13 protein-coding genes are annotated in these 14,749 nt (G+C 34.1%); 1 reads left to right on the top strand and 12 read right to left on the bottom strand.

Annotated features, from left to right (window positions below; translation table 11 throughout):
- Both FBFL15_RS03115 and FBFL15_RS03120 read right to left on the bottom strand, forming a co-directional pair.
- On the bottom strand, positions 1 to 1,332 hold the full coding sequence (locus FBFL15_RS03115) for a TolC family protein (RefSeq protein WP_014083208.1): 1,332 nt from the start codon (positions 1,330 to 1,332) through the stop codon (positions 1 to 3).
- A complete protein-coding gene (locus FBFL15_RS03120) occupies positions 1,319 to 1,939 on the bottom strand; it encodes a TetR/AcrR family transcriptional regulator (protein WP_014083209.1) in 621 nt (206 codons plus the stop codon). Before FBFL15_RS03120 ends, FBFL15_RS03115 begins: the two co-directional genes overlap by 14 nt.
- Positions 1,940 to 2,524: 585 nt before the next feature.
- On the opposite strand from FBFL15_RS03120, the gene aspS reads away from it, so the two are divergent.
- Entirely contained in the window at positions 2,525 to 4,279 is a 1,755-nt protein-coding gene (gene aspS, locus FBFL15_RS03125; protein ID WP_014083210.1) for an aspartate--tRNA ligase, read from the top strand.
- A 403-nt stretch (positions 4,280 to 4,682) separates the two neighbouring features.
- Here the strand turns inward: aspS and FBFL15_RS03130 are convergent, their stop codons facing one another.
- The 10 genes from FBFL15_RS03130 to FBFL15_RS03175 form a co-directional block, all read right to left on the bottom strand.
- On the bottom strand, positions 4,683 to 6,119 hold the full coding sequence (locus FBFL15_RS03130; protein WP_014083211.1) for a complex I subunit 4 family protein: 1,437 nt from the start codon (positions 6,117 to 6,119) through the stop codon (positions 4,683 to 4,685).
- Between the two features lie 9 nt (positions 6,120 to 6,128).
- Positions 6,129 to 8,009 carry an NADH-quinone oxidoreductase subunit L gene (gene nuoL / locus FBFL15_RS03135; protein ID WP_014083212.1) on the bottom strand — a complete coding sequence of 627 codons (1,881 nt, stop codon included), beginning with the start codon at positions 8,007 to 8,009 and terminating at the stop codon, positions 6,129 to 6,131.
- 2 nt (positions 8,010 to 8,011) lie between these two features.
- Entirely contained in the window at positions 8,012 to 8,332 is a 321-nt protein-coding gene (nuoK, locus tag FBFL15_RS03140; protein ID WP_014083213.1) for an NADH-quinone oxidoreductase subunit NuoK, read from the bottom strand.
- The gene (locus FBFL15_RS03145; protein ID WP_014083214.1) at positions 8,332 to 8,844 is read right to left on the bottom strand and encodes an NADH-quinone oxidoreductase subunit J family protein; all 513 of its coding nucleotides are present in this window, start codon (positions 8,842 to 8,844) and stop codon (positions 8,332 to 8,334) included. Before FBFL15_RS03145 ends, nuoK begins: the two co-directional genes overlap by 1 nt.
- Complete coding sequence (locus FBFL15_RS03150) at positions 8,844 to 9,389, bottom strand: NuoI/complex I 23 kDa subunit family protein (protein ID WP_014083215.1); 546 nt, start codon at positions 9,387 to 9,389, stop codon at positions 8,844 to 8,846. Before FBFL15_RS03150 ends, FBFL15_RS03145 begins: the two co-directional genes overlap by 1 nt.
- Before the next feature lie 53 nt (positions 9,390 to 9,442).
- Positions 9,443 to 10,495, bottom strand: coding sequence for an NADH-quinone oxidoreductase subunit NuoH (gene nuoH / locus FBFL15_RS03155; RefSeq protein ID WP_014083216.1), 1,053 nt, complete (start codon positions 10,493 to 10,495; stop codon positions 9,443 to 9,445).
- 3 nt (positions 10,496 to 10,498) lie between these two features.
- Positions 10,499 to 11,524: an NADH-quinone oxidoreductase subunit G gene (locus FBFL15_RS03160; protein ID WP_014083217.1), complete on the bottom strand. Its 1,026-nt coding sequence runs from the start codon at positions 11,522 to 11,524 to the stop codon at positions 10,499 to 10,501.
- A gap of 95 nt (positions 11,525 to 11,619) precedes the next feature.
- Positions 11,620 to 12,987, bottom strand: a complete 1,368-nt coding sequence (gene nuoF / locus FBFL15_RS03165) for an NADH-quinone oxidoreductase subunit NuoF (protein ID WP_014083218.1) — start codon at positions 12,985 to 12,987, stop codon at positions 11,620 to 11,622.
- A gap of 2 nt (positions 12,988 to 12,989) precedes the next feature.
- Positions 12,990 to 13,625, bottom strand: coding sequence for a DUF3226 domain-containing protein (locus FBFL15_RS03170; protein WP_014083219.1), 636 nt, complete (start codon positions 13,623 to 13,625; stop codon positions 12,990 to 12,992).
- Between the two features lie 2 nt (positions 13,626 to 13,627).
- Positions 13,628 to 14,749 carry an AAA family ATPase gene (locus FBFL15_RS03175; protein WP_014083220.1) on the bottom strand — a complete coding sequence of 374 codons (1,122 nt, stop codon included), beginning with the start codon at positions 14,747 to 14,749 and terminating at the stop codon, positions 13,628 to 13,630.

Consider the following 14,749-nt stretch of genomic DNA (forward strand, 5'->3'; position numbering starts at 1 on the left):
TTAATTTTTTGTAAGGTTAAAAGAAGATAGTAATGCCCCCGAAGCTTCTTGCATTTCATAATATTTAAGCATGATGTTGGCCTTGGCATAAGCCTGATTGATTTGTGCATTCAATTGTTCTACATCTGCGTCCAATAGTTCGGTGGTAGTTGCCAGTCCGTTGTCGTATTTGTCTTTTACAATGCGGTAATTTTCTGATGCAACTTGTATGGCAGATGCGTAAACCGTGTGTTGTTTTTGTGCCAATATAAAATTTTCATAAGCTTCATGAACTTGAACCTTTATTTTTTCAATTAAAATATTTTTAGATTCTATCGTTTCTTGGGCTTTGCTAAAAGCTATTTTTACATCTTTGTTATTTTTATAAATATTACTCAAATTATACGAAAAACCTACTCCAAACGTCATGGCATTGCTAACAGTTGCCACATTTTGAAGCCGCAAAGCCGTATAACCCCCAACAAGGGCTATGTTAGGAAAATAGTTGCTTTTGGTTATTTTGATTAGATTTTGATTGGCTTTTTCAAAATATTGAAAAGCTTTTAAATCTTTTCGGTTAGACAACGCTACGTCATCATGTTCTATAATTTGCAACGAGGTTTGGTGGTCAAATTGGTGTACGTCTATCCCAATTTGAAAATCTTGCGGCAATTGCAACATCGAAACCAATTGATAGTTGATTACAGCCACATTTTTGTGGGCTTCCTCCAACGACAAAGCTATTTTATTGGACTGAAGTTGCACTTTTAGCAAATCATTTCGAGCAACTAGACCATTTTTTTCTAAATCTTTAAAATCCGAAACCCTTTGGTTGGCACTTTTCAAATTGTCTGTAATCAGTTCAACCGCTTTTTGAGCTCTAAACAATGCCGCATAATAAGCCACAACGTGCATAGCAATGTCTTCTTTGGTTTGTGCTGTCTTCAGTTTTTCGGCTTCCCATAAATTTTGCGAAAGTCCTATACTATTCTGTATTTTGAATCCAGAAAACAATGGCAAATTAAAATTAGCCTGACCCAATAGCAGTTCGTTTACCACAGGACTTCCAGCAACATTGCCGCTAGAATTTGGTAATAATTTTAGGGCAACATCGGCATCCGTTAATCTCAAATATTGCCCCGAAAGTAACACCTCTGGATACTGTTTGTTTTGGCTTGAGGCATATTCCAAAGCTTTGGTTTTCGCTTTTGTTTCGGACAATTGGGCTTCAAAACTTTTGCTTATTGCCAACTGTACCGCTTCGCTCAAATCGAGCTTGGTACGCTCTTGTGCATAAACTTCGCTCAAACTCAAAAGAATAAATAAAATAAATCCTACTTTATTGATTTTCATATAAAATTAATGATTTGATGGTTTGTTGAATGTGTTGGGTTAAATCATGATGGATGTAATGTTCATATTGAGCCTCGTTTTCTAAATGCAATAACGACTCAAAAAAAGGCTTATTCATCTGAAAATGAAAATAAGTACCTAATATTGTGGGAGTTATCAAGGCAATAGTAATGTTTTTTTTAAAAAGTTTTAATTCCTGTCCCTCTTTAATAATTTTTTCCAAAATCCGTAGGTTATTCATCTTTACTTCCTGAAATGCTGCAATATCCATCACTCTTTTTTTGTTCGAAACTTCAAAATGCAGTATTTTATAAATACAATTGTTGCGATGGATTCTCGAAATATACAACGCAATAAGCTTTTCTATTTTCAATAAAGGTGAATGATTTTCTTTAAATAAATTCTCAATTTCTAGCTTAATATCATTGGTTCTATAAATAATAATACCCTCCAAAAGTTTTTCCTTTGATCCAAAATAATACGAAATCATGGCTATGTTAATCTGGGCTTCCTTGGCAATATCCCTAATAGACGTACCGTCAAAACCATTATCTGCAAACAGTTTTTCTGCAATTTGTAGAATCAAAATTTGTTTTTCATGAAACATAAACCCATATTTTTTTTACATTGCAAAATTAAACAAATGTTTAAATTAAACGTTTGTTTAATTTATTTTAACATTTTTTTAACCCAAATTATGCAAGAGACTTCGTTATGAAATCTATACAATACAACTACGAAGCACATCACGGAATTCGGCTAAAAAACAAAAATTTGTGAAGAAAAAAAATTAAGTACTCACGGACTTTTTAAAATTTTAGAAGATATTAAAATTTTAACATTTTAAAAATAACTAAGTGCTTAATTTTTTTGTAGAACAACTACTCTGTGTTACCATTTGGGCGTGCCCTTCCGTAAAACTTCGGGTCGGGCTATCTGTTGCAAACAACGTTCATTGAACTCCAAATGAAAAATAATATTGTAAAATAATCTTTTTTGCCCCTAAAAGAGGGGTAAAAAAGGATTTCCACTACTATCCCTCATGCAAAATATCCCAATGTCAAAAGGGCTTTCCCGAAAATAAATCACAATCTTCCAAAAAAAGAGTCACTTCAAATTCCATTTTAAACCCCAAAACTTTTTGCGATAATTCCAATTAAGTTACTATTTTTGCATTCTAATATTTTACAAAATGTACAGAAGTCATCACTGTGGCGAATTAAATGCCACACATATCAATACAGAAGTAACACTCGCAGGTTGGGTACAAAATTCAAACGACAAAGGGTTTATCAATTGGGTCAATCTACGAGACAGATATGGCATTACCCAATTGCTTTTCGACAAAAGTCGTTCCAACGAAGCCGTTTTTGAAATGGCCAAAACACTCGGACGAGAGTATGTTGTTCAAGTAAAAGGTACCGTTATCGAACGAGAATCCAAAAACAAAAACTTGCCAACAGGCGATATCGAAATATTAGTATCCGAACTTCAAATTTTGAATGCCTCCCTAACGCCCCCTTTTACTATCGAAGACAAAACCGATGGTGGCGAAGACATCCGAATGAAATACCGTTACCTCGACATCCGTCGAAATCCCGTAAAAAACAGCCTGCTTTTCCGTCACAAAGTAGCAATGGAAGTACGAAAATACCTTTCCGATTTGGATTTTTGCGAAGTCGAAACCCCATATTTAATCAAATCAACTCCCGAAGGAGCTCGTGATTTTGTGGTGCCTTCCAGAATGAACGAGGGACAATTTTATGCCTTGCCACAATCGCCACAAACCTTCAAACAACTCTTGATGGTAGGCGGCATGGACAAGTATTTTCAAATTGTAAAATGCTTTCGTGACGAAGATTTACGTGCCGACAGGCAGCCCGAGTTTACTCAAATCGATTGCGAAATGGCTTTTGTTGAACAAGAAGATATTTTGAATGTTTTTGAAGGGCTAACCCGTCATTTATTAAAAGAAATCAAAGGCGTTGAGGTGGATAAATTCCCAAGAATTACCTACGAATATGCCATGAAAACCTATGGAAACGACAAGCCAGACATCCGTTTTGATATGCAATTCTGCCCCCTAACCCCCGAAGGGGGAACCTTTGAACCCAAAGGTTTTCCTGTTTTTGATGATGCTGAAATTGTTTTGGCGATAAATGTGGCGGGTTGTGCAGATTATACCCGTAAACAACTCGATGAATTAACAGAATGGGTAAAACGTCCTCAAATTGGAGCAAAAGGATTGGTTTATGCACGATATAATACAGATGGAACCCTAAAATCATCTGTGGATAAATTTTTTGATGAAACCGTTTTACAATCTTGGGCTACAAAATGTAAGGCAAAACCTGGTGATTTGATGCTTATTTTATCTGGAGAAACCGACAAAACCAGAACACAACTTTCGGCTTTACGAATGGAATTAGCCACCCGTTTAGGATTGAGAAAACCAGACGAATTTGCTCCTTTATGGGTAGTCGATTTTCCATTATTGGAATTTGACGATGAAAGCGGTCGCTACCACGCCATGCACCACCCTTTTACCTCGCCAAAACCAGAAGACATTAGCTTATTAGAAACCAATCCAGGAAAAGTACGTGCCAATGCGTATGATATGGTCTTGAACGGCAACGAAATTGGAGGGGGGTCTATCCGTATTCACGACAAAGCCACTCAAGAATTGATGTTCAAATACTTAGGATTCACACCCGAAGAAGCCAAAGCACAATTTGGATTCCTGATGGATGCCTTCCAATTTGGAGCACCCCCACACGGCGGATTGGCCTTTGGATTAGACAGATTGGTAGCCATTTTGGGCGGACAAGAAACCATACGAGATTTTATTGCCTTCCCAAAAAACAACTCAGGACGAGATGTCATGATAGATGCTCCCGCCACCATTGACGTCAAACAACTCGAAGAATTACACATACAGTTGCGATAAATTTTATAAATTAAACTTTAGTATTTTGAAAACCTTTGTCTTTTTTTTATATATAAAATATTTGGCAAAGGTTTTTTTAAAGCATTGTTTTTGTTCATTACACCTATTTTTTACATAAATAAAGAAGGCTAATGCTAAATTTATACCAAATACTTGAATGAAATAGTCCAAAGATGCGACCCGAGTGATTGCAAACAGACAAATCAAGTTGTTTTTTTTAAATTCAAAAAAAAAGTTTGCATAGCCTGTACACTAGATTCAACTGATTCTGTCCTAAGGTTGTGTACTGAAAAAATTTGTAATTAATTTATACTCAAATAACAACTTTATAATGTATTATTACAAAAAAAACCGTTAGCTTTATATTAGACTAACGGTTTTTTTTTATTACGATTTAATAAAATTATCTGTTGATGACATTTAAAATATTTTCTAAACTTGGAGTTATCAAATCTGTAATAGGTTTTGAATACAGCCCAAAAAAGAATAATACAGCTACAATGATAACCAATACTAATGTTTCTAGCCAACATACTTCTTGAAATACATGAGCATTTGTAGGGCCTAACATTACATTCTGAAACATTTTCAACATATAATAGGCACCTAAAATAATGGTTAAACCACCAAAAATAGCATAGCCAATATTGACTTGAAAAAGGGCATACAAAACAGTAAATTCACCAACAAAGTTAAAAGTTGAAGGAAGTGCTACTGAAGCCAAAACTAAAATCAAGAATAGAGAGGTGAACTTTGGTGCATGTACTCTAACGCCTCCCATGTCTGAAATAAGTCTGGTATTGTAACGTCTGTAAATAATTTCGGCAACAAAAAATAATCCAACTACAACAAAACCATGAGCAATCATTTGAAGGACAGCACCTTTCAAACCATCTAAAGTTAAAGAATAAGCACCTGCCGCTATCAAGCCAACGTGTGCCAAAGAAGAATAGGCTAGTAATTTTTTTAAATCTTTTTGTCTAAGTGCTACTATTGAACCATAAATTGTTCCTGTAATTCCTAAAATTAGCATCAATGTTACATGAAACTTTGCTGCATAAGGCACTATGGGCAATTGCCAACGAATGACACTGTACAATCCCATTTTGAGCATGATTCCAGAGAGTAACATAGTTCCCACTGTTGGTGCTTTTTGATACACATTGGCCTGCCAAGTATGAAATGGAATAATTGGTATTTTAATGGCATAAGCCAAGAAAAAGGCAACAAAAATCCAAGCTTGTTCCTGTCCTGAAATATTGAGTTTGTACAAATCGTCTAGCATTAAACTACCTGCTTTTTGATATAAATATACAAATGCAATTAACATAAATAACGAACCAGCTAAAGTAAAAATAAAGAATTTTACTACTGCTTTTTTTCGCTCTTCAGCATCGCCATTGCCCCAAAGTAAGGCTATAAAATAGATTGGTATCAAAGATAACTCCCAAAATACATAATACAAAAGTCCGTCTTGTGCTAAAAATGTACCTACCATTGCAAAAGCCATAAACAAGATCAAACTATAAAGAGACTTGGCATTTTCAAATTGATTTCCAAAACCTGATAATATAATGATTGGAGTTAATGATGTTGTTAGTAAAACCATTGCTAATGAGAAACCATCTGCTTTTAAGGCAAACGAAATATTGGGCTGAGCAATCCATTGTTGTATAAAATCAATATTTTGACCCGCAACAAATTGGTCTAGCAACATCAATGTGGCTACAAATGAAGTAACTCCAAAAAACAAAGCTATTTTGGAAGCCAGCTTATTTCCAGCAAAAAAAGTTGCCAATGCACCTACTAAAAGTATAATTAATATAATTGTGCTATTCATGATAATAAATTATTGAGCTAAAAATAAATATGAAACAATAATGCAGAAACCTAGTACAAATGCAAATAAATAAAATCCAATGCTACCGTTGTGTAATTTTCTTCCTTGAGTACCTACTTGTTGTATTACTTTTCCGAATCCAAAAACAAAAGCTGCCAAGGCTGTTTCTATATGGTCTCTAAAAAATGTAGAAAGTACATTGATTGTTTTTACAAAAACAGCATTGTATAACTCATCTACATAATATTTATTGTAAACCGTTTTTGCAAATCCTTTTATTTGATTGTCTTCTAATGGAACAAACTGTTGTTTGATATATTTTGAATAGGCCCAACCAATACCCACTATTGCTCCTAGTAGTGCCACTCCCATCAAAATATATTCTTGATTTCCAAGAGCATGTTCATGAAGTTGTACTGCTAATATGGGTTCCATAAAATGATTCAACCAATTGCTTCCTGGCAAATTGATGGCTCCACCCACTGTTGCTAATCCTGCTAAAACAACCAACGGAATGGTTATCAAACTGGGACTTTCGTGTAAATGGTGTTTTTGTTCCTCAGTACCTCTAAATTCTTGAAAGAAAGTTAGATACATCAATCTGAACATATAAAATGCGGTCATTATTGAAGCTACAGATCCAATAATGTATAATACTTTATTGTGTTCAAAGGCTATCATTAATATTTCGTCTTTGGACCAAAAACCTGCAAATGGAAAAATTCCAGCAATGGCTAAAGTTGCAATCATCATTGTAATAAAAGTGATAGGCATGGCTTTTCTTAAGCCACCCATTTTTCGCATATCTTGCTCGCCATGAAGGGCATGAATGACTGAACCTGAACCTAAAAACAAACAAGCTTTGAAAAAAGCGTGCGTGATAACATGGAAAACAGCTACATTATAAGCTCCAAGTCCTAATGCCACAAACATAAGCCCCAATTGAGAAACAGTAGAATATGCTAAAACTTTTTTAATATCATTTTGCAACAATCCTATGGAGGCAGCAACCAAGGCGGTAATCGCTCCTACAATTGCCATTACATTTTGAACATCAGGTGTTATTTCAAACAAAAAGTTCATTCTTGTTACCATAAAAATACCTGCTGTAACCATGGTGGCAGCATGAATTAAAGCCGAAACAGGCGTTGGGCCTGCCATTGCGTCTGGCAACCAAGTATAAAGGGGTAATTGAGCAGATTTTCCAGTTGCCCCAATAAATAAACACAATGAAGCAACAGATAATAAACTGATATTCAGATTTGTACCCCCCATGATGGCACTTTTCAAAGCTACAAAATCCAAAGTATTAAAAGTATAACCTAAAATAAAAATACCTATCAACAATCCTAAATCGCCAATTCTGTTCATGATAAATGCTTTTTTGGCAGCATCGTTATAGTCTTGATTTTGATGCCAAAAACCTATTAATAAATAAGAACACAATCCTACACCTTCCCAACCTATAAACATGACTAATAAATTACTACCAAGTACGAGTGTAATCATAAAGAAAACAAACAAATTTAAGTAAGCAAAAAATTTGTAGCTATTTTCGTCGTCGTGCATATAACTAATGGAATATAAATGAATTAATGTGCCAATTCCAGTTACAAAAAGCAACCATAAAATAGACAATTGGTCTAATAAAAATCCAAAGTTAATATTAAATTTACTGATTTGAATCCAATCAAAAAGTGGTATGACCGAAGCTTGTTTTGTAGTCAATATATTTCCAAAAAAATAACAACTAATTACAAAAGACAACAACACCGTTGCGGTTCCAATTGAACCAGCTATTGATTTTCCTATTTTTTTTCCAAAGAAAATATTAATTAAAAACCCAACAAAAGGAGCTAATAATAAGACTAATGCTAAATTGATATTCATAATTATCCTTTTAAGTTTTTTAAATTTGATACATCTATAGAACCTAAATTTCTAAAAATAGAAACTAAAATGGCCAATCCTACAGCTACTTCGGCAGCGGCAACAGCCATTGAGAAAAACACAAAAACTTGTCCCTGTGCATCTTGATGGAAAGTTGAAAATGCTACAAACAATAAATTGACTGCATTGAGCATAATTTCGATAGACATAAATACAATAATGGCATTTCGTCTGTATAACACCCCAAAAATACCAATGCAAAAAAGTATGGCACACAAGAAAATGTAATTTTCTAAACCAACTTGACTAATAACATTATCCATTATTTTTCTAATTTTTCTTTTTTAGACAATAAAACTGTTCCAATCATGGCAACCAATAATAAAATTGAAGCATATTCAAATGGAACCATATATTCATTTAACAAAACTTTACCCAGCACTTTAATTGATTGATAATCAAGCTCTGAAGGGTCATCATAACCAATAGAAGATTTTGAATGAATAAAAATAGCAATCAAAATTAAACAAGTAAGTCCAAAGAAAATCACGGCACCAAGTCGTGTTACACGTGGTTTATGCACTTCGTCTTCCTTATTTAAATTCATTAACATGATGGTAAACAAAAACAATATCATTATAGCTCCCGAATAAACTATAATATGTACAATTGCTAGAAATTGAGCATTGAGCAAAAGATAATGTCCTGCCACTGAAAAAAAACAAATTACCAAATATATGGCACTATGTATAGGGTTTTTGCTAAAAATTGACAAAAATGCTGTCGATAATGTAATAGCAGCTAATATACAGAATATGATAAGAACAATAGACATTAGTTAGCGTTTTTAAGATTAGTATTTTGAATTGCCATTTCGAGCGGCATTACCAATTGATCTTTTCCAAAAATAAAATCTTCACGATGGTAATTAGCTGGCACTAATTCTTTTGATAATGTCAAATAGATGGCATCTTTTGGGCAAGCCTCTTCGCACAATCCACAAAAAATGCATCTCAACATATTAATTTCATATATTTCAGCATATTTCTCTTCTCTGTACAAATGCTTTTCATCTGGTTTACGTTCGGCTGCTTTCATGGTAATAGCTTCTGCAGGACAAGATAATGCACACAAACCACAAGCCGTGCAATTTTCTCTACCTTGTTCATCTCGCTTGAGCATGTGTCTGCCTCTATATACAGGACTCATTTCTCGAACTTGCTCTGGATAATGAATGGTAACTTTGCGTTTGAACAAGTGTTTTAAGGTAATCATCAATCCTTTGACAATTGCTACCAAATACAGTCGCTCTACAAAAGTCATTTCCTTTTTGGAAACTTGCTTTTTTCTGCCCGATAATGATATAGTTTCTATACTCATTTTCTTATATATTGATTTACTATTTAAAAGTAATTGTTTGTTATTTAATTTATTTAAAATCCTAAATAGGCCATAATGTCATTTCTCAAAATAAAAATCCCTGTGATAACAATATTAACAATTGAAAGTGGAATAAGTATTTTCCAACCCAAATTCATCAATTGATCATATCTAAATCTTGGAATAGTCCATCGAACCCACATATAGAAAAAGATAAAAGCTGCAATTTTGATAAATAACACAAGGATACCTAAAGCATTTGCAAGATTTATACCTAATTTTTCAACGGCCAATGCCATTCCAGGATAGTTATATCCACCAAAAAATAATACTGCAATAATAGTTGATGAAATAAACATATTAGCATATTCTGCAAAAAGATAAAATCCCATTTTCATCGAGGAATATTCCGTATGGTACCCACCAATTAACTCGCTTTCACATTCTGCCAAATCAAATGGTGTACGATTGGTTTCGGCAAAAGCACAAATCAAAAAGATTAAAAAAGAGACAGGCTGGTAAATTACATTCCAATGCCACCCTGATTGTTGAGCAGATATTTCTCTCAAACTTAACGTCCCCGTCATCATCAGTAAGGCAATCATTGACAATCCCATGGCAACTTCATACGATACCATTTGAGATGCGGCACGAACAGCACCCATCAACGAAAATTTATTATTAGATGCCCAACCACCAATCATGATGCCATATACACCCACAGACACTACACCAAAAATATAAAGCAAGGCTACATCAATATCTGTTGCTTGCAATATTATGTCTCTGCCAAACAAATGTAATTTGTCGCCCCACGGAATTACAGCACTTGTCATTAGGGCTGTACTCATGGCAATGGCTGGTCCAACGATAAACAAAAACCTGTTTGGAGTATCTGGAAAAAACTCTTCTTTTGAAAACAATTTTAGTCCGTCTGCCAAAGGTTGTAATAATCCCCACTTACCAGCTCTATTAGGGCCCACTCTGTCCTGAAGCCACGCTGCCACCTTACGCTCGGCCCAAGTAGAATACATGGCGGCAAGCATAGTAATGGCAAAAACAGCTACTATAATAATGCTTTTTTCTATAATAATTGTACTATCCATGGTTTATAAATTGCTTTTATTGTCATTTGATGGAATGGCCGACATACTGATTTTTTTACGATCGACATCTCTTCCTAAAAGTATATTTTTTTCTGTATCAATCGTAACTTTTTCTAACGGGCGTGTATAATTGTTTTGATTGATAACAGAATTTTTTTCAAATCGTCTTGGTCCTTCAATTGTCCAATCACTTACTTCTTTTTTCTCAAATCTACAAGTATTACAGATAAATTCTTCTACTTCATGATAAACATCTTTTCGACCTGTTACTCTTTGAATTTCGTTGCCAAACATCCAAACAGTAGTTTTGCCACAGCATTTGTCGCAATCACGGTGGGCATTGAACGGTTTGTTAAACCAAACTCTTGATTTGAACCTAAAGGTTTTATCTGTCAAAGCACCAACAGGACATACATCAATCATATTTCCAGAAAACTCGTTGTCTATGGCACTAGAAATACAAGTCGAAATTTGGGCATGATCGCCTCTATCCATTACACCATGTACCCTACCATCTGTAAGTTGATCTGCCACCATCACACAACGGTAGCACAAGATACATCTGTTTTTGTGCAATTGAATAAATGGTCCAATATCTTCTGGCTCAAAAGTTCTTTTTTCTTCAATAAAACGGGTTTCTGATTTTCCGTGATTGAAACTCAAGTTTTGCAAATCGCACTCTCCCGCTTGGTCGCAAACAGGACAATCCAAAGGATGGTTGATGAGCAAAAATTCCGACACCGATTTTCGGGCTTCCTGCACTCTAGCCGACGATTTACTGTTTACTTCCATGCCATCCATTACACCTGTAACGCAAGAGGCAACTAACTTTGGCATTGGTCTTGGATCGGCTTCACTACCTTTAGAAACCTCTACCAGACAGCAACGGCACTTGCCACCACTGCCTTTGAGTTTTGAATAATAGCACATTGCAGGTGGCACTACATCGCCACCAATCATTCTTGCAGCTTGCAAGATGGTTGTCCCTGGTTCTACGTCTATCGACTGTCCGTCTATTGTTACTTTCATAATTCAGCCTCCTAACCCCCAAAGGGGAATTTATGGGAAAATTTAATTATTAATAATTTTAAAAGCACACCAATTCCCCGTTTGGGGTTAGGGGCTTATACTGTTTGTTTTGCTACTAAATGTTTCACTTTTTCAAATGGCTCATTAACAAAATGATCTCTATTTTTTACCTTTTCAGGAAAACGAATATGGTATTCAAATTCGTCTCTAAAATGTCTGATGGCTGCCGCTACTGGCCACGAAGCCGCATCGCCTAGTGGACAAATAGTGTTTCCTTCTATTTTACTTTGAATACTCAAAAGCAAATCAATATCTTCTTCTCGGCCGTGTCCGTTTTCTATTCGGTGCAATACTTTTTCTAGCCAGCCTGTACCTTCTCGGCAAGGCGAACATTGTCCGCAAGATTCGTGATGGTAAAATCGTGAGAAATTCCAAGTGTTTCTAACCACGCAAGCGGTGTCGTCATATACAATAAACCCGCCAGAACCCAACATGGATCCTGTTGCAAACCCACCATCGGACAAACTCTCGTAGGTCATCAATCGGTCTTCGCCTGCTGCTGTTTTGAAAATTAAATGAGCTGGCAAAATAGGTACCGAGCTGCCTCCTGGCACAAAAGCTTTTAATGGTCTGTCAGAATACATTCCACCAAGATACTCGTCGGAATTCATAAATTCATCTACCGAAAGCCCCAATTCTATTTCATATACGCCAGGATTTTTAATGTGTCCAGAAGCCGAAATCAACTTGGTTCCAGTAGAACGACCAATTCCAATTGTAGCATAATCTGCCCCCGAATTGTTTATAATCCAAGGCACTGTTGCAATAGTTTCTACATTGTTTACCACGGTTGGGTTAGACCAAAGCCCAGAAATTGCTGGAAAAGGTGGTTTAATACGAGGATTGCCTCGTTTGCCTTCTAACGATTCGATTAAAGCTGTTTCTTCTCCACAAATATAAGCTCCTGCCCCACAATGCACATGAAGTTCTAAATCAAAGCCTGTTCCTAAAATATTTTTACCTAACCATCCTGCAGCTTTTGCTTCGGCAATGGCTCTTTCTAATATTTTGAAAACCCACATATACTCACCCCGAATATAAATATAAGAACGATTGGCTCCCAAGGCATAACTTGAGGTGATCATTCCTTCTATTAATAAGTGAGGAATATGTTCCATCAAAAAACGGTCTTTGAAAGTTCCTGGTTCAGACTCGTCAGCATTACATACTAAATGTCTTGGTTTTCCTGATTTTTTATCAATAAAACTCCATTTCATACCAGCAGGAAAACCTGCACCACCACGACCACGTAGCCCCGAAGTTTTTACTTCTTCAACTACTTCGTCTGGAGTTAATGTTTTTAAGGCTTTTTCCACAGAAGCATACCCCCCATTTTGGCGATATACTTCGTAGGTTTTGATACCTGGAACATTAATTTTGTCTAATAATATTTTTCTTGACATATTTATTTTAAATGTTTGTCTAAAAATTCTTTTATTTTTGAAATATAAGGGTTTTCTAAATTTTTAATATCCCATAAATTTTCATTCAGAAAATCCCTGTTTGCATCTTTACATTTATCTTTTTCTTGGTTAGTTACCTCATGTAAACATTCTAAGTAACTATAAATTTTTGATTTTTTTGCTGGTATTGTAAGTGAATAATCTTTTGACAAACAATCTTCAAATCCTTCCCAACAATCAAATATTTTTTTATTTTTAAAATTAATAATATTTTCTAACAAATCTTCTACAGTTCCATTATCTTGATGGTTTGGCAAAACAAAAACATCATATTTCTCCCAATTCCATTCTGACATTAAATCATTTACAAAGTTAATAGTTTCTTCAAAACCTGCTTTCTCTGTAACTTTTTCATTATCAGCATCTAAAAAAATCAATGAAGTAAATTCTGAAAAAGACTCTGTGATTTTTTCTTTCTGAATTTTTAATTTATTCCATGATCCTAAATTTTCAATAAATTTGTTGTTTTTAAGATCTTTATCAGAAATATCAATTTGATAATGAGCTTTTAAAAAATCCCTCAAAAACCGTTGGTCTGAAACACCTTCACAAAAGATACGAATAGCAATATCACTCATTTTTATCTTTCCTCCGTGTTTGATTCAACCATATATTCAATGTATTCTTCTTTATAGCAAATTGCTTTAATACTTTTGTCTTTATTTTCTTGTAAACGAATTAATCGAATGTTCTTTTCTCCCACATCATTTGACGCTTCAATATACGCTTCAATACACTCTTGCGAATGTGTTGTTGCAAATAACTGAATATCAAGCTCTTTGCAAACATTAAAAATATTTACCCAAAAATCTTTCATTTTAGAATAATGGATACCTATTTCAATTTCGTCTATTAAAATTCTTTTTCCTTTTAAAGACAAAGCTTTTAATGCTATATAAAATATTCTTTTAAATCCATCTCCAAGAAAATTCAATGGGACAAATTCGTCTTTATCTTCAAAACTGATTAGAAAAACTGATTTTAAATCTTCAAATTTTTCTCTCAATTCAACATCTACAATTTTTGTATTTACAACTTTTAAAATATCAATTAAGATTTGTTTTTCTCTTTTGGTTTTTAAATTTTCATAAATACTTCTCGATTCTATTTCTAATGGTGTGTCGTTGAAAGAGATTAATGGAAAATTTATAAAGCCTTCATTGTAATCGTAAATCCATAACGGATTATTAGCTTTTTTTATTTTTTTGTTATAGATATCAATAAATTGATTTATATTTTCTTTAATGTTAATTTCAAAACCATATTTGCTTATAACAGAATCTTTTTTATCTTTAGTTAAATTATAAATTGCTAAAGATATTGGGTTAGAAATTGATATGTGAATTTCGTTTTCTTTATTTCTATCTTTAATATAAAAAAATGATTCTTTTTGTTTTTCTTTTATTATATTTTTTTTAAAATAATTTTCTTTCGGATAAATAGTTTCAGTTGTAGAAACATTACCCACTTTTTTTGTAATTTCCTCAATTTGAAATACTAAACCTCTTTTCTTTAAAGATAACCAAAAATTATCTAACAATTGTTGTGGGTCTTCATCCACCAACAATGCCTCCAACAAACATGTTTTTCCTACATTATTATCGCCAACAATCAAATTGAATTGTCCAATATCGTTTACCTCAAGAGCATCAAATTTCTTGAAGTTTTCAACTTTGAAGTATGTCAAATGATTGTTTTCCAT

Source organism: Flavobacterium branchiophilum FL-15 (assembly GCF_000253275.1).
Classification (GTDB): domain Bacteria; phylum Bacteroidota; class Bacteroidia; order Flavobacteriales; family Flavobacteriaceae; genus Flavobacterium; species Flavobacterium branchiophilum.